We start from the raw sequence: 14,666 nt of genomic DNA, 5'->3' as shown, positions 1-14,666 counted from the left end.
CCGATATTGATACCCTACGTATCCGGAGAAACACCATGGATCTCTCTGCCGTTCAGGCCCGACCGACGCGTCGCCGTTATATCACGTTATTGATGATATTTATTACGGTGGTAATTTGTTATGTCGATCGCGCTAATTTAGCCGTCGCTTCAGCCCATATTCAGCAGGAATTTGGTATCACCAAAGCGGAAATGGGTTATGTCTTTTCCGCCTTCGCCTGGTTATATACGCTGTGCCAGATTCCCGGTGGCTGGTTTCTCGATCGCGTTGGCTCACGCTTAACCTATTTTATTGCTATCTGCGGCTGGTCGATCGCCACCTTATGCCAGGGCTTTGCCGGTGGTTTATTGTCGCTGATCGGCCTGCGCGCCATTACCGGCGTCTTCGAAGCCCCGGCGTTTCCGACCAATAACCGTCTGGTGACCAGCTGGTTCCCGGAGCACGAACGCGCCTCGGCGGTGGGTTTCTACACTTCCGGCCAGTTTGTTGGTCTGGCATTCCTGACGCCGCTGCTGATCTGGATTCAGGAGCTGTTGAGCTGGCATTGGGTGTTTATCCTCACCGGAGCAATTGGCCTGGTCTGGTCACTGGTGTGGATTAAGGTTTATCAGGCACCGAGCCAGAGCAAAGGCATCAACCAGGCCGAGCTGGACTATATTCGTGAAGGCGGCGCGATGGTGGAAGGGGATGCGCCCACTGAGAAGAAAACCCGCAGCCGGGTGACCGCTGCCGACTGGAAACTGGTGTTCCACCGTAAACTGTGCGGCGTTTATCTCGGCCAGTTTGCCGTGACCTCAACCCTGTGGTTCTTCCTGACCTGGTTCCCGAACTACCTGACGCAGGAAAAACACATCGGCGCGCTGACGGCGGGCTTTATGACCACCGTCCCTTTCCTCGCCGCTTTTGTCGGGGTGATTCTTTCCGGCATCGTGGCGGACCGGATGGTGCGCAGTGGCCGTTCACTGGGTTTTGCACGTAAAACGCCGATTATCTGTGGCCTGCTGATCTCCACCTGCATTATGGGAGCCAACTACACCAACGACCCGATGTGGATTATGGCGCTAATGGCGCTGGCGTTCTTCGGTAACGGCTTCGCGTCAATTACCTGGTCATTGGTTTCGTCGCTGGCCCCGGTACGGCTGATTGGCCTGACTGGCGGTATGTTTAACTTTATCGGTGGCCTGGGTGGCATCAGCGTACCGCTGGTAGTGGGGTATCTGGCGCAGGATTACGGTTTCGCCCCGGCGCTGGTCTATATCTCGGTGGTGGCGCTGATCGGTGCGCTTTCTTATATTCTGCTGGTTGGTGATGTGAAGCGCGTCGGTTGATGGCCTGCCGGAGCACTGGCCCGGCAGGGCAGAATGGCGTAGTTTGTCTGGCAACTGTTGGATGTAAGGTTGCCCCATGTCAGAAAAACAACTCACCTTTGCAGAACGTCATCACCAGCTCACCAATATCAACGTCTGGACTGCCGACAGCCAATGGCTGGCGTTTGATGTCCGGCCTTCCGGTGCTTCCTTTACCAGCCTGACCATTGAGCGCGTTAATGTGCAAAGCGGCGCTGTGGAAGTGCTGTATCAGGCACGCGACGGTGCCTACGTTGGCGTGGTCACCGTCAGCCCGGATCTGCCGCCACGCTACGTTTGCATTCACGGCCCGGAACGTCCCGATGCGCACTGGCATTACGATTTCCACCATCGTCGTGGCGTGATTGTGCAGCGAGGTATCGCGGAAAATCTCGATGCCTGTGATATCACCGCGCCCTACACACCAGGCGCGCTGCGCGGCGGTTCCCATGTCCATGTCTTCAGCCCGGATGGTTCACGTCTCAGCTTCACCTATAACGATCATGTGATGCATGAAAAGGATGTGCGCGATGACCTGCGAAACGTCGGTGTTGCTGTGCCGCTGCATCCGGTGTGTCCGCCAAAGCAGCATCCACGCGAATACGAAGGCAGCCATTATTGTGTGCTGGTTAGCCAGACACAGCGCTGCCCGCAGCCGGGTAGCGACCAAATCGATCGGGCGTATGAGGAGTGCTGGATTGGCGATCGTGGCTATCAAAAGCCAGACGGCAGCTGGCAGCGCTGGGCCATTGCGTTTATTGGTGATACGCGGGCGGCCAACGGCGACAAAGTGCCGGAGGTGTTTGTGGCGGATTTGCCGGATGCGCTGGCAGATTACGCGAAGCCGGGAACGGTGCCGCTACAGGGAACCGTGGATAAATTGCCTGCGCCACCGGCCGGGGTCCAGCAGCGCCGCGTGACCCAGAGCAAAGGGCTGGCTTTACAGCCGCGTCATTGGTTGCGCGCTGCGCCGGACGGTAGTGCCATTGCTTTTCTGCTGGCGGATGACAACGGCGTGGTGCAGCTGTGGACAGTCTCCCCCAACGGTGGGATGCCGCGGCAGGTAACGCAGCTGGAAAGCAGCATTCAGTCAGCCTTTAGCTGGCATCCTGGCGGGGAGGCGCTCGCCTTTATCTGCGATAACAGCGTGATGCGCTGCGAGTGGACATCAGGTAAATGCACCCGACTGACGCCGCGCAGTGAACTGCCGCCATCCGGTGACGCGGTGGTCTGGTCGCCAGATGGGCAGAAGATTGCGTATATGCGAGAAGTTAACGGCTGGCGACAGCTGTTCTGCGTCACTGCGCTTCCGCGGGCATAGCGGCAGCGGTGGACAGGCTGGCCTGGGTACCGGCCAGCTTCTCGCTTTGCCGCACGCGCTCACGTGGTGAGTCGATCGATTTGTCATCATCGTGGCGGAAGTAATCCCACGGCAGCAGGATGGTATCCATTACCGCTGAGAACGGCAGATCAATCGCGACCAGCGGTTTCATTGCCCAGCTGGTGTGATCATCGGTCAGCATTTCCGCGCTGGCGCGGGTGCCGGGGTAATAACCCTGGCTGGCGCCAGTATGGGACATGACGCTGGAACAACCGGAGGTGGTACATGCACAGCAGACCAACAGGCCTGGCAGCGAAAAGCGTTTCATTATATTCATCGTCTTCATCCCTTCAGTCATGGCATGGCCCTGGCTGGAGTGTGTCACCTGCGTCGCATCACTCTGGGGTGATGTCCTGATTCTCAGGCGAATAATTTCCTGAGTGTATGCTATTTCATCAGAATTGCTGCAAGAAAATCCTGATGAAAACTTGAAAGCGACAAAACCGCACCCACTTTTAGGATAAGGTCACGCTGCTTTTGCCGACAGGGAGAGCAACGGGCCGCACAACCTGTCCATGGTGGAAGGTTGCCAAAACTTGCTGAATATCAGGAGTCCTAATATGCGTAATTTTGATCTCTCTCCGCTTTATCGTTCTGCTATTGGTTTCGATCGTCTGTTTAACCTGCTGGAATCCAATCAGAACCAGGCCAATGGTGGCTACCCTCCGTATAACGTCGAGCTGGTAGACGAAAACCACTACCGTATCACCATTGCCGTAGCGGGCTTTGCTCAAACTGAGCTGGATATCACATCACACGACAATATGCTGGTTGTGCGCGGCGCGCATCCCGAGGAACAACAGGAACGCAAATACCTGTACCAGGGCATCGCCGAGCGTAACTTTGAGCGAAAATTCCAGCTGGCCGACCATATCATTGTGCGCGATGCGCGCCTCGAAAATGGCCTGTTAAGCATCGATCTGGAACGCATCGTCCCCGAAGAGGCGAAACCGCGTCGGATTGAAATTTTGAAATAAGAGTCAGCGTTAACTGCCACCTTCAGAACCGCAATCCTGTCAAAGGACTGCGGTTCTTTTCCCACTAAATCAGCGCTTTATTTATTGATTTTTCATTAAGTGTCTTACATGTCGCACAACCATGAAACCCTAATGCTATCATCACTTCCTCAGAAAATAATTGTTCGCTGTGTTGATTTATTTTGATTATTTTGCTGATGATTTCGCTTTTGGTATTCGTCTTGAGAATATGCCATGCGGTGATGATTTTATAATCCTCAATAGACATTTTATTTTCCTGGAGCAGCTTTTCTTTGAGGTGAGAAGCATAACCATATTTATTTATTGTCTTTTTGTAAGTTTGAAAAAAAGACAACGCTTCTTCAATATATTTTCCGTCCTCTTCATCTGTTGAAGATTGCAGCAGATTATTGCTTGAAACTGATTCCTTACCACTGTTTGCGTGGTGGCTTTTTTTAATCGGACTCATATGAACCCGAAAGAAAGCATTTGCCTGGGCATAGTAAGCTTCTTCATTCCGGTTAAAAGTATCGATGTTGTTAATGAAATATTGTCGATACTCTTCTATTCTGTGCTCAGGGATTTCAACAGGGATGGTGAAGTTGTTATAGTCTGACAGCAGATTTGGACAATCTTTATAATAATGATAAGTTAGCCTGTCCTGATAGAAAATCACCCTTTGCTTACGTGAATGAAACTCGGATTTTCTCTGATTCATTATTTTTATGTTGTCAGCAGTTTCTGTATTAAGGATGTCGTTCACCGCAAGCGTCATCGTCATTACCTTAAGTTCAGGTGAGCTGAATATTTTTTCTTTTGTATGTGACGCTATTATTGTATGAATCGCTTTACTGGCAGAGAGAGATCTTTCATAGGGTATATCAAGGATGCCACCAATCTTAATTAAAGAATATTTTGTGATATATACAAGAGGCATTTTAATTCCCTGTCGATAATTACTTCTCTGGAGTGGAGTGAATAATAATATTATTATTAATTAACTGGTCAACGAAGGATTCCTGGTAGTATTGAGGATCGATTTTATTGATAATCTCCTCAATTAAATCAGTTTCCTCACTCTCCGTAGCGACAATCCGGTATAAGGTTTCAGAGATATCTTTGGTAAGTAATGAGGTTTTAGGTTCGGAGCTCAAACGACTTAATAACTCGAGCATGGCATAACTTTTAGCGGGTATCTTAATTGATACGGTCTCGTAAAGATCGCGAGAATCTTTAATTGCGTTGATCTTCATTTTTTCGATTTGATTCTTAATCATTTTTATTCACCAGTTTCTGCTCAATAAGTTGTTTACAAAAATTATGTTCATCAGAGTGTTTTTCTAACGCGATCTCTTCTTTGCTGAGAATGTCAGTATATTGATCCTGCTCTGACAATTTGAAGTTATTATACTTATAGAGAATTTCATGCTTGATTTCTGCCCTGGCAACTTCAAATATCCAGCTCTCCTCCAGGTCATTACAGCCATCAATGATATTTTGCGAGGATAACTTATCAGCTTCAATCGCTAATAACACCTGGCTATCAAATTCGGTGACTTCAGACTTCAGTTTTTCAATTAAAATCTTTCTGATGATATTGTTGAGAATGGCCGACCTTGTTGTATCAATTTTAAGTGCCAATTCATCGATGAATTTAAGGTCTGCCCGATGTATTTTTAAATTCATTTTTTGTGGAGGTACCGGCAATACAATGGTAGTGTCAGCTGAATTGCTTAATATTTTGTCTTTGTTTATTTTTAGCATTTTTTTTACCATAATGAAAAAATGAAGTCATAAGCAGATCGTCGGTTAATGCGACGCTTGCCCCTTTTTTTTGCTGTAAAGACACTAACTGTTTTTTCAGTGAATCGGTGCATTGAATGGCTAACGCCAATGTCTTCTCATCTAATATCAATCTCTCGCTGTTATCGCTAAAGGAGCCAAGTGACATTACTAAATTAATCACTCCCAGAGATATATTTCTTTCCGACATTCTCTTTTGCAGATGACATGATATTTTCACGGCTTCACCTCGTCAGTTTTCAGTATAATGGCACCAAAAGTGATATTGTAAAAGTACAATTTGTGCCTCAATATTTAATTGTATGTTTTTAAAGGTTATTTAATTTTTTCGACGAGGCGCAGTGATCTGCTGAGAGCGACAGGAAAGACAACTGTGGGGACGGGGAATGTGATTCGGGGTGGCGGGGTTACATACCCCGACACCCCTGCGATGCGTCAGGTCCTCACCAGAAATCGCTGGCTCACCATCCCACCAAACACATTAATCAGCAGACCGAGAATAATCACCGATGCCCCCAGCATTTGCTGCGCTGACAGGGTTTCCCCCAAAATCAACGCGGCACTGAGAATCCCCACCACCGGTACCAGCAGCGACAGCGGTGCCACGCGCCAGGTTTCGTAGCGACTCAGCAGATTGCCCCAGATCGCGTAGCCGATAATGGTGGCGACAAAGGCCAGGTAGATCAGCGCCAGCACGGTTTGCAGCGAGATGTTCATCAGGCTGCTGACAATCGTCTCTTGCCCTTCAAACCACCATGAGCAGGCAAAGAACGGCACCATCGGCACCAGCGCACTCCATACCACCAGCGACATCACCGGCACTTTGCGGTTACGCAGAATAATTTTGTTGGTGATATTGCCCAATCCCCACGACAGCGCCGCCGCCAGCGTCAGCATCATGGTGGTGAGCGTAATGCCTGCGGTGGTTTGCCCCTCCATCCCGGCTGTTGCCAGGGTAAACATGCCGAGGGTCGCCACCAGAATGCCGACGATATGGTTCCAGCGCAGTTTCTCCGCCAGCAGCAATGCGCCGAGTATCAGGGTGAAAAAGGCCTGCGCCTGCACCACCAGCGATGCCAGGCCGGCTGGCATACCCAGCTTGATGGCGAGGAACAGAAAGGCGAACTGACCAAAACTGATGGTCATGCCATACACCACCAGCCAGCGCAGCGGAATGGCCGGGCGTTTAACGAAAAAGATCGCCGGGAATGCCACCAGAGTAAAACGCAGTCCTGCCAGCAAAAAGGGGGGCATGCCATGCAGCCCCAGCTTAATCACCACAAAATTGACGCCCCAGGCGAGTACCACACACAGGGCTAATAAGAGATCTTTGACTGACATAAAAATTCCTTCTGCCGCGATCAGGCGGTGGCCGTCACGGGGGTGGCGATCTCTGCGCAGCAGTCATCGCCGATAACACGAAAATAATCATTCACATCCAGCGCCACTGAACGTTCCAGCAACCCGGCGTTAAACCACAGCGTACCGACATCACGCAGGCGTGAATCCACACGCAGCGCCAGCCGGTCATCAAAACTAAAGGGTGGCACCGCGCCCATCACGCACTGTGTCAGCTCCTGGGCTTTTTCCGCAGCGGCAAAGCTCGATTTCTTGCCGCCGATGGCACGGGCGGCGCTTTTGAAGTTAATTTTGCAATCACCCGGCACAATCGCCAGCAGGTAACGGGCCTCCGCGCCCTCCGGCATCGTCACTTCCAGTACCATCGCCTTTGCGGCCTGATTCAGCTCGTTACCCCGGATGGCGCTGATGACATCGGTCTGACCGATGGCCTCATGCTCAATCACACGATAATCCGCCTGATGCTGCTCCAGTTGGGTGATCACTTTCTCAAAGGTTGTCATCTTTTCTCCTCGTATGACGGGCCTCGGGTTAACTCCAGGCAATCGCGTGCTTCATCTTTTTGTCGGTGAGACCAAAGAAGAAGCCCATGGTGATGCGCGTATCGCCTTCCACCCGATCAATTTCATGATAAAAAGCAGGATTAAACAGATAGATATCGCCACTGCGCGGCGAAAATTCGCAGGTTTCGCAATGCTCAACCACGCCACTCTGGTAACCGAGTTCGCCGGGCGTTTTAAAGCGCTCGTCCACCGGCTGCCATTTCTTATTAAAGATGCGTAATTCACCCCCGGCGTTGCATTCCTGGAGGCACACTACGCAACTCAGTTGATGCAAAATATCGGTCACGACCAGGCCGCTGCCCGCCGCATCGCGTACGATGTTGTCGTTATGCAGCGGATTAGCGACGCCATTGGCATGGAAGCGCACAATCGAACCTGCGTAATCGCCGTGCTGTGGATCGGTGGCGGTTTGCAGGCTTTCCAGCCGCAAAGCGTGTTTCACCCAGTTGTAAACCTGGTCACGCAGGCAGTGCAGCGACGGCGGTAACGCGGGCTGGATATCACGCAGTTCGGTGAAATAGTTTTCCGGCGCAGCGGTATGCTTCGCCAGATAGGGGCCAAGAGTGGTCAGTGCACCGTTGGGGTAGTGGGATACCCGCACCTTTTCGCGGCAAAGTTGCAGGTCATCCACCGCCGCTTCACGCACTTCCGGGGTCAGGAAATTACGCAGCACCAGCAGCGGTACGCGCGCAGTAACAATGTCATCCAGCCAGGTACTTTCCACAAACATTTTGGGGCTAATAACGCGTATCTGATTGAAAATGGCCATGCTTGTTCACTCCGACAAAGGAATTTCATGAAGTTCATGGTTGCTCATACGACGCCAGGTGGACGCCGCGCCCAGTGCTGCAATGGGTTCAGAAGAGATAAACGTGCTGTTGTTATGCTGACAGTGGTGCAGGGTGAAGTAATCCGGGTAGGGGGTGTCATCGGGATGCCATTGCCACGCCCAGGCTTTCTCGCGGGTGACAAAAATGGCATTGGCCGCGCTGCCGCCCGGGGCCACCTGCGCCATCTTGTTGCGCAGATAATCACGGGTGAAATCGGCAGGCGTGGCGCGATCAACCATATATTCCAGGTATTCCGCCGAGTCAAAGCGTGACTCCGTCATGCCGAGCTGCTGATACACTGTCGGCAGAAAGCCGTTGTGCATCATGTGCCACTGCGTCTGGCCGCTGGTACGCCATAGCGGATGGGAAAATTCGATGCCCTGATTTTTGCTCAGCGTGGCATGGCGCACATGTACCGCGAGAAAGCGGCCACGCAGACGATCCACATCAATACCCGGCAGCGCATCGGCAAAAGTGCCGGTGCCGTGCAGCGTGCGAATATGACCCTGTTCCCGCCACAACAAGCCCCAGCCGTTCGGATGTTGTTTGATCGGGCCATCATGGGTGGCGGTTTCTCCACAGCTCATCGCGCGCGCCGCCTCCAGTACCGCTGTGGCATCAAACTGTCCGTGCGCCAGAATCATTCTGCACATAGTAAATCCCCCCGGGTGGCAAAGGACGTGACATCGAGAATCTGATGGAAGGTCGCCAGCACGTCGTCGCGGCTGTTGCCCGGCAGACGAAAGGTGGCGAGGATGCCCGCATGGCGGGTTAAATCGGCGTACAGTGAAGAGCGCGGCGAGACTTCAAGCGCAGGCAGATTGAGCGGTGGCAATAGCTGGCCGCGCTGCTGTTGGGCGATCCACTGTTCCGCCTGACGATATTGCAGCGGCTGGCGTAAACGTAAGCGTCCCACCACCTGAGCGGCCTGGCAGAAATGCAGCTCAGGCATGCCGTGTCCCGCTTCGATGTGAAAGGCAATCTCGGCCCAGTTAATGCCGGTTACTTCCTCGACCAGATTCACCACACCCATCCCCGACAGACGGAAACCCATTTCGAGAAAATGCGGCTCGCCATTGACCACAATGAAATCGATATGAAAGGCCCCCTGACGGTAGCCAAAGGTTTCGCAGCAGAAACTCATCAGGCTGGTGAAGGAAGCTGGCAACTGTTGTGCCGCCATTGCCACATGCCCGGATTCGTAAAAGCTGATGCTACCGTCCTGATCGCTGTGAAGTTCGATCACCTTCTGGCAGCAGGTCAGCGCCACCGCGTGACCGTTATCCACCACCCCCTGGAGCGAATATTCATCGCCGCACAGCCAGCTTTCGACGATAAAGCCGGAGAAACCGCGCCCGCCGTAATTCATGGTATCGACCAGTTTATTGATCACGGTGTCGAGCTGGCTGGCCTGTTCCACCAGCCAGATACCGAGGCCGCCACCGCCATCAACCGGCTTGATCACGCACGGATAAAGCAGCGCCTCACGCGCATCGCGGATACTGAGCGGAGAAGCAAAGAAACGAAATTCCGGCTGCGGGAAACGCGGCCAGGCTTTGCGCAGCGCCATGCGTTGCGCATATTTATCCGGGGGAATAAAACCGGGACCGGCATCCGGGCCAGCCAGCATCTCGCGTACCCGTCCGGCGGAGACGTTGTAGGCTTCAAATCCCGCCAGCACCACCTGGGGATGCTCCAGCAGCCCGGCACGCAGGCAGGCCTGCAACACATCCCAGGGGTTTTCTGGTCGGTCAAGCCGCACGATCAGATCGAACGGCAGCGTAAAGCTGAGCGACTGGTAATCGATAAAGTCGCCCATCTCCGCCAGCACGGTAAAATAGCCTTCGCGTTTCGCCACGGCGCAGTACGGGTTTTGCCCGTCACGGGTCGCGCCAATCTGCAGGAATATCTTTCTCATCGCTTAGCCTTACCGGGTTAGCGCCCGGAAATCACTTCTGTGACGATGTCCTGTAGGACACCATTGTTCACCTGAATCACCGCTTTGTGTGGATCGAAGCGCAACACGCGCGATAGGGCATCGTGCTGCTGGTTATCCAGCAGCGAACTCACCTGCGCGCTGCGCCAGCAATGGCGCATCTGGGTGATGGTCAGGCCGGACAGTTGCTCCAGCTGTTGTGCCAGCTGGATATCGTTACTGTCTCCCGCCAGCAACGCCCGCACGGCCTGCTCCTGGGGTGGATGCGGCAGCTGGTGTAACCAGGACGCCAGCTGCCTGCCGCTGGCGATAAATGGGGAATAAATCATGCACACCAGCTGGGTTTCATTGAGGCCAAAGGCCTGTTCCGCGAACCGCGCAGCGCGCTGACGCGCCCGGGCGATGGCCTCATCATCCTGATAACGCGCTGCCATCTCCTCAATCAGCTGGGGTGGGAAATCTTTTTGCTGCATCAACCCCAGCGCAAAGCGCACATATTCGCGAATGCCTTCGGCGTAGCTACGCTGCAACAGCGTTTCCGCGCGCAGACCGCGAATATGTGCCATTAAGGTGGGATTGCCGCAGTCCGATTCGGAAAAACTGAACATCAGTTCATCGAAGCGGAAATGCATAAACTCCGTCAGCAGCGCCCAGTGCGCGCCCGCTTCATAGGCGGTGTCCTGATAGATATTGAAGAACAGCGGGTCGCGGGCCAGCTGCCAGGTGATGCGGTGCGCCGGTGTGACCTGATCGGCACCGTAGATATCAGCAAAATAACGTTCAGCGACGCCATCAAGGGTTTGCAGAAAGCCGCTAAAGCCGCGTGATTTATCCGCCACTGGCGCATTAAACAGTCGTGACAGATGGCGCGCCCACGCGAGGTAAGCGGTTTGTTCCTGCGGGGAATCGCCGGTGATGATCATATCCACCCCGCCATCGTAGTGCGCAGCAAGGCCAAAGGAGTTCACCATGCTGAGGTTGCAGGCGTTACAGAAGGTGGAACGCGCATCGGCGCGGAAGCGGTGGCCATTCATCAGCACATCGTTGCGATTTTGCTGGTGCACTGCTTCCGGCATCGGCAAATGACGGGCAAAAGGACGAATCTGTAATCCGTCGGTCACCAGACATTCGGTAAAGTCATCGTTGTGGATATGCAGCGCGCGATAGACGCGATCGATGTTCTCCATCACGCTGTCGTTCATCGCCGCATGGCGGTTGGTACTGATGCGCAGCTGGAAGGTGCTGCCGTGCTGTTGCCAGATCAGCCCCTGGATGTAGCGCACATACGCCACCATGTAGCTGCTGTCTTTGCCACCGCCATAGGCGAGTAGCACACGGTTGTTTTCAGGATGATGCGTATCGGGTAAAGCGGCGAGCAAACGGCGGGAACAGGCCTGGGCTGATTCGAGAATGGCGTTGGACAGGTATCCTTCAATTTCTCTCATCATGGTGGACAGATTATTCATTTTTCACTTTTTCCTTTGGCTAATAAAATCGCAGTCGCCTTGAAGTCGACAACCTTGCTCACGGGCCACGAAGGTGTTACGGAATGAATGTCTCGGTCTTATGCTGTGTGGCTGTTGGCTTGCCACCGCTGCGCATCGTTATTTAAGAGATGCAGCCTAAACTACTTTGAATGTAATCTGATGGATACGCACAGATCAGCACGATATGGGGTGGAACAGATGGCGGGTGAAACGGAAGAACAGGAGAGTCAGAGCAGTCGTTACCGTCAGATAGCAGAACAGATCAAGCAGGCGATTCACAGCGGATCGCTGCCGCCAGACAGCCGTCTGCCTTCGGTACGCACCCTGGCGACGCAGTACCATGTCAGCATGACCACCGCGCTAAAAACATTACGCACCCTTGAGGATGAGCATTATGCGGTGGCGCGTCCTAAGTCCGGCTTTTTTGTTGCGCCGCGTAAAGCGGAAAAAAAATTGCCGCTGGTTCCGCACGAGCAGCCGCGCGAAATTGCACCGCTGGATGAGCAGACTGAGCTGCATCTGGCGATGGTCGGCTCGGATTGTCGGGTACGACTGGACCTGGCAAACGGCGATATCTCGCTGTATCCGGTAAAGAAAATTGGCCTGCTGATGCGCCAGATGGGCTACAGCAAACCGGCGCTGCTGGGCAACACCGTCAAGGGCACTGGCTATGCGCCGCTCAAAGCGGAGATCGCCCGCCGCGCGGTGGATTATGGCTGCAACATCAACGCCGATGACATCCTAATCACCAATGGCTGCATCGAGGCAATCTCGCTGTCGCTGCGCGCCACCACACGGCCAGGCGATATCGTGGCGGTGGAATCGCCGTGCTACTTCGTGCTACTGCAAATGTTGCACAACCTTAATCTGCGGGTGATTGAAGTGGAAGCGGGTGCGGAAGGCTACGTCAACGTGGAAAAACTGACGTCGCTGTTCCAGCGCAAAGCGGTGCAGGCGTACCTCAGTATTAACAACATCAACAACCCGCTGGGCAAAAGTATTCCCAACGAACAGAAGGCCTATATTGCGCGTCAGGCAGATGAAAACGATGTGGTGATTATTGAGGATGATATCTTCGGTGACACCGCGTTTGGTGAACGCCGTCCGTTCCCGATGCGCGCCTTCAGCCCGAACGTTATTTTGTGCAGCGGCTTCTCAAAAACCGTGGCACCCGGCATCCGCATTGGCTGGGTGCACAGCGCCAACTACATGCGCAAAATCGCCTCGTTAAAATACACCTCAACCATGGGCACCTCGGTGCTGTCGCAGGCGGCAATTGCCGAACTGCTGCGCAACGGCGGTTACGATGCCCATCTGCGTAAGCTGCGCCGCGAACTGGCGAACCAAATCCGCCAGATGCGCCAGGCGGTGCTGCGCTATTTTCCTGCGGGCACGCGGGTGTCTGATCCGGAAGGCGGTTATGTGTTGTGGGTTGAGATGCCGGTGCAGGCGCTGAACGTGCGTGCGCTGTTTCTCAAGGCGCGCAATGCCGGGATTGGCATCGCACCGGGGCATATATTCGCCACCGATCACCGCTACGACCACTGTTTTCGGCTCAACGCCGGGTTTGGCTGGAATGCGGAAGTGGAGCAGGCAATTCGCCAGCTGGCACAGTGGTGCCAGCTGTCATTGGTAGAAGCAAAGCAGGATTAAGCGCGCCAGGCGTCTTCGAGTTCTTCCGCCAGAATCTGCACCGCGCGTTCAATATTCTCCGCGTCTGGTACATAATTCATGCGCATACATTGGTGGGTATGCGGCCATTCCTGCTCCAGGCCGGGGAAGAAGAAGTGTCCAGGCACCATCAGCACGCCGCGTGCTTTCAGGCGCTGATACAGGGCTTCGGTGGAGATCGGCAAATCGCGGAACCACAACCAGAGGAAAATCGCCCCTTCCGGTTTATGAATCAGGCAGCGATCTTCCGGTAAATAGCGGCGAATGATAGCGATCGTTTCGCTCACTTTGTGCTGATAAAACGGTTTGATCACCTCTTCCGACAGACGCAATAAATCCCCGCGCACAATCATCTCGTTGGCGATCGCCGGGCCGATGCTGCCAGGTGCCAGGCTGATAATACCGTTCATATTGCCAATGGCGCTGATAGTCTTTTCATCGGCAACGATAATGCCGCAACGCGCACCGGGCAGGCCAAGTTTTGACAGGCTCATGCACAGGATGATGTTGGGATTCCACAGCGGGCGTGCTTCGCTAAAGATAATGCCGGGGAAGGGCACACCGTAGGCGTTATCAATCAGCAGCGGCACCTGGTGCTGCTGTGCCAGGGCATCCAGCTGTAACAGTTCATCATCGGTGATCACGTTGCCGGTGGGATTGGTCGGGCGTGATACGCAGATCAGACCAACCTCGTCATTCAGCGGCAAATGGTCAAAATCGACGTGGTATTTAAACTGGCCCTCCGGCAGCAGTTCGATGTTCGGTTTCGCGGAAACAAACAAGCCTTCTTCCAGCCCGGCATCAGCGTAACCGAGGTATTCCGGGGCCAGCGGGAACAGTACGCGTTTTTTGCTGCCGTCGGCGCGGTGTCCGGCGAACAGGTTAAACAGATAGAAAAACGCGCTCTGGCTGCCGTTGGTGAGCGCGATATTCTGCGCCGTTAATGGCCAGCCGAACTCCTCGCGCAGCATGGCTGCCAGCGCATCGAGCAGCAAAGCCTTGCCGCGCGGGCCGTCGTAATTGCACAGCGCCTCGCTCAGCTTGCCTTCCTGATGCATCTGCTGCAAAAGCTGGTGGAAATAGTCGTTAATGGCCGGAATTTGCGCCGGATTTCCGCCGCCAAGCATGATGGTACCGGGGGTTCGCAACCCTTCACCCATATCTTCCATCAGACGTGAGATGCCGGAATGTTGCGTAAATTTGTCGCCGAACTGTGAAAAAGACATAGCAGGTTAAAACTTTGTGATGACTGATTGGGGACAACCATAGCGCCCGCAACATGCAGGCGCAATGGTCAGGCGGGGAAAAGGTGC

At 53.7% G+C, this 14,666-nt stretch carries 16 protein-coding genes; 4 read left to right on the top strand and 12 right to left on the bottom strand.

Features of this window, described 5'->3' with window-relative positions; all coding sequences use genetic code 11:
- Positions 1–35: 35 nt before the first annotated feature.
- Both PW844_RS20175 and PW844_RS20170 read left to right on the top strand, forming a co-directional pair.
- Complete coding sequence (locus PW844_RS20175; RefSeq protein WP_299455813.1) at positions 36–1,328, top strand: MFS transporter; 1,293 nt, start codon at positions 36–38, stop codon at positions 1,326–1,328.
- A gap of 76 nt (positions 1,329–1,404) precedes the next feature.
- A complete protein-coding gene (locus PW844_RS20170; RefSeq protein ID WP_299455642.1) occupies positions 1,405–2,667 on the top strand; it encodes a DUF3748 domain-containing protein in 1,263 nt (420 codons plus the stop codon).
- Here PW844_RS20170 and PW844_RS20165 read toward each other — a convergent pair.
- Complete coding sequence (locus PW844_RS20165; protein ID WP_299455640.1) at positions 2,645–3,004, bottom strand: YceK/YidQ family lipoprotein; 360 nt, start codon at positions 3,002–3,004, stop codon at positions 2,645–2,647. The two genes, PW844_RS20170 and PW844_RS20165, sit on opposite strands and share 23 nt — an antisense overlap.
- A 283-nt stretch (positions 3,005–3,287) precedes the next feature.
- Between PW844_RS20165 and ibpA the strand changes: the two genes are divergently transcribed.
- Entirely contained in the window at positions 3,288–3,704 is a 417-nt protein-coding gene (gene ibpA, locus PW844_RS20160) for a small heat shock chaperone IbpA (RefSeq protein WP_299455638.1), read from the top strand.
- 64 nt (positions 3,705–3,768) lie between these two features.
- Here the strand turns inward: ibpA and PW844_RS20155 are convergent, their stop codons facing one another.
- The 10 genes from PW844_RS20155 to PW844_RS20110 all read right to left on the bottom strand — a co-directional run bounded on the left by PW844_RS20155 (position 3,769) and on the right by PW844_RS20110 (position 11,661).
- Entirely contained in the window at positions 3,769–4,641 is an 873-nt protein-coding gene (locus tag PW844_RS20155; RefSeq protein WP_299455636.1) for a hypothetical protein, read from the bottom strand.
- A gap of 19 nt (positions 4,642–4,660) precedes the next feature.
- The gene (locus PW844_RS20150; protein WP_299455634.1) at positions 4,661–4,981 is read right to left on the bottom strand and encodes a hypothetical protein; all 321 of its coding nucleotides are present in this window, start codon (positions 4,979–4,981) and stop codon (positions 4,661–4,663) included.
- Positions 4,974–5,468, bottom strand: coding sequence for a hypothetical protein (locus tag PW844_RS20145; protein WP_299455632.1), 495 nt, complete (start codon positions 5,466–5,468; stop codon positions 4,974–4,976). Before PW844_RS20145 ends, PW844_RS20150 begins: the two co-directional genes overlap by 8 nt.
- Positions 5,425–5,727 carry a hypothetical protein gene (locus PW844_RS20140; protein ID WP_208717011.1) on the bottom strand — a complete coding sequence of 101 codons (303 nt, stop codon included), beginning with the start codon at positions 5,725–5,727 and terminating at the stop codon, positions 5,425–5,427. Before PW844_RS20140 ends, PW844_RS20145 begins: the two co-directional genes overlap by 44 nt.
- 215 nt (positions 5,728–5,942) lie before the next feature.
- Positions 5,943–6,848: an EamA family transporter gene (locus tag PW844_RS20135; protein ID WP_299455628.1), complete on the bottom strand. Its 906-nt coding sequence runs from the start codon at positions 6,846–6,848 to the stop codon at positions 5,943–5,945.
- Positions 6,849–6,868: 20 nt separating this feature from the next.
- Positions 6,869–7,369 carry a YbaK/EbsC family protein gene (locus PW844_RS20130; protein WP_299455625.1) on the bottom strand — a complete coding sequence of 167 codons (501 nt, stop codon included), beginning with the start codon at positions 7,367–7,369 and terminating at the stop codon, positions 6,869–6,871.
- 28 nt (positions 7,370–7,397) lie between these two features.
- Positions 7,398–8,198: a 2OG-Fe(II) oxygenase gene (locus PW844_RS20125; protein WP_299455623.1), complete on the bottom strand. Its 801-nt coding sequence runs from the start codon at positions 8,196–8,198 to the stop codon at positions 7,398–7,400.
- A 6-nt stretch (positions 8,199–8,204) separates the two neighbouring features.
- Positions 8,205–8,912 carry a class II glutamine amidotransferase gene (locus tag PW844_RS20120; RefSeq protein ID WP_299455621.1) on the bottom strand — a complete coding sequence of 236 codons (708 nt, stop codon included), beginning with the start codon at positions 8,910–8,912 and terminating at the stop codon, positions 8,205–8,207.
- Positions 8,900–10,177: an acetyl-CoA carboxylase biotin carboxylase subunit family protein gene (locus PW844_RS20115; RefSeq protein WP_299455620.1), complete on the bottom strand. Its 1,278-nt coding sequence runs from the start codon at positions 10,175–10,177 to the stop codon at positions 8,900–8,902. Before PW844_RS20115 ends, PW844_RS20120 begins: the two co-directional genes overlap by 13 nt.
- 17 nt (positions 10,178–10,194) lie before the next feature.
- Positions 10,195–11,661 (bottom strand): hypothetical protein, encoded by a 1,467-nt coding sequence (locus PW844_RS20110; RefSeq protein ID WP_299455618.1) that lies wholly within the window; start codon positions 11,659–11,661, stop codon positions 10,195–10,197.
- 219 nt (positions 11,662–11,880) lie between these two features.
- On the opposite strand from PW844_RS20110, the gene PW844_RS20105 reads away from it, so the two are divergent.
- Entirely contained in the window at positions 11,881–13,335 is a 1,455-nt protein-coding gene (locus tag PW844_RS20105; RefSeq protein WP_299455811.1) for a PLP-dependent aminotransferase family protein, read from the top strand.
- Here the strand turns inward: PW844_RS20105 and PW844_RS20100 are convergent.
- Positions 13,332–14,579 (bottom strand): valine--pyruvate transaminase, encoded by a 1,248-nt coding sequence (locus PW844_RS20100; RefSeq protein WP_084878203.1) that lies wholly within the window; start codon positions 14,577–14,579, stop codon positions 13,332–13,334. The genes PW844_RS20105 and PW844_RS20100 overlap by 4 nt on opposite strands.
- Positions 14,580–14,666: the final 87 nt, after the last annotated feature.

This window comes from Pantoea sp., from assembly GCF_028283705.1.
Taxonomy (GTDB): Bacteria; Pseudomonadota; Gammaproteobacteria; order Enterobacterales; family Enterobacteriaceae; genus Pantoea.
This window is presented reverse-complemented; position numbering and strand designations above follow the sequence as displayed.

Excerpts from the sequence above, each read along its gene's own strand:
- PW844_RS20125 (WP_299455623.1), bottom strand. The coding sequence starts at position 8,198 with ATGGCCATTTTCAATCAGATACGCGTTATTAGCCCCAAAATGTTTGTG.
- PW844_RS20130 (WP_299455625.1), bottom strand. The coding sequence starts at position 7,369 with ATGACAACCTTTGAGAAAGTGATCACCCAACTGGAGCAGCATCAGGCG.
- PW844_RS20105 (WP_299455811.1), top strand. The coding sequence starts at position 11,881 with ATGGCGGGTGAAACGGAAGAACAGGAGAGTCAGAGCAGTCGTTACCGT.
- PW844_RS20115 (WP_299455620.1), bottom strand. The coding sequence starts at position 10,177 with ATGAGAAAGATATTCCTGCAGATTGGCGCGACCCGTGACGGGCAAAAC.
- PW844_RS20170 (WP_299455642.1), top strand. The coding sequence starts at position 1,405 with ATGTCAGAAAAACAACTCACCTTTGCAGAACGTCATCACCAGCTCACC.
- PW844_RS20110 (WP_299455618.1), bottom strand. The coding sequence starts at position 11,661 with ATGAATAATCTGTCCACCATGATGAGAGAAATTGAAGGATACCTGTCC.
- PW844_RS20155 (WP_299455636.1), bottom strand. The coding sequence starts at position 4,641 with ATGCCTCTTGTATATATCACAAAATATTCTTTAATTAAGATTGGTGGC.
- PW844_RS20145 (WP_299455632.1), bottom strand. The coding sequence starts at position 5,468 with ATGCTAAAAATAAACAAAGACAAAATATTAAGCAATTCAGCTGACACT.
- PW844_RS20120 (WP_299455621.1), bottom strand. The coding sequence starts at position 8,912 with ATGTGCAGAATGATTCTGGCGCACGGACAGTTTGATGCCACAGCGGTA.
- PW844_RS20100 (WP_084878203.1), bottom strand. The coding sequence starts at position 14,579 with ATGTCTTTTTCACAGTTCGGCGACAAATTTACGCAACATTCCGGCATC.
- PW844_RS20175 (WP_299455813.1), top strand. The coding sequence starts at position 36 with ATGGATCTCTCTGCCGTTCAGGCCCGACCGACGCGTCGCCGTTATATC.
- ibpA (WP_299455638.1), top strand. The coding sequence starts at position 3,288 with ATGCGTAATTTTGATCTCTCTCCGCTTTATCGTTCTGCTATTGGTTTC.
- PW844_RS20150 (WP_299455634.1), bottom strand. The coding sequence starts at position 4,981 with ATGATTAAGAATCAAATCGAAAAAATGAAGATCAACGCAATTAAAGAT.
- PW844_RS20135 (WP_299455628.1), bottom strand. The coding sequence starts at position 6,848 with ATGTCAGTCAAAGATCTCTTATTAGCCCTGTGTGTGGTACTCGCCTGG.
- PW844_RS20165 (WP_299455640.1), bottom strand. The coding sequence starts at position 3,004 with ATGAATATAATGAAACGCTTTTCGCTGCCAGGCCTGTTGGTCTGCTGT.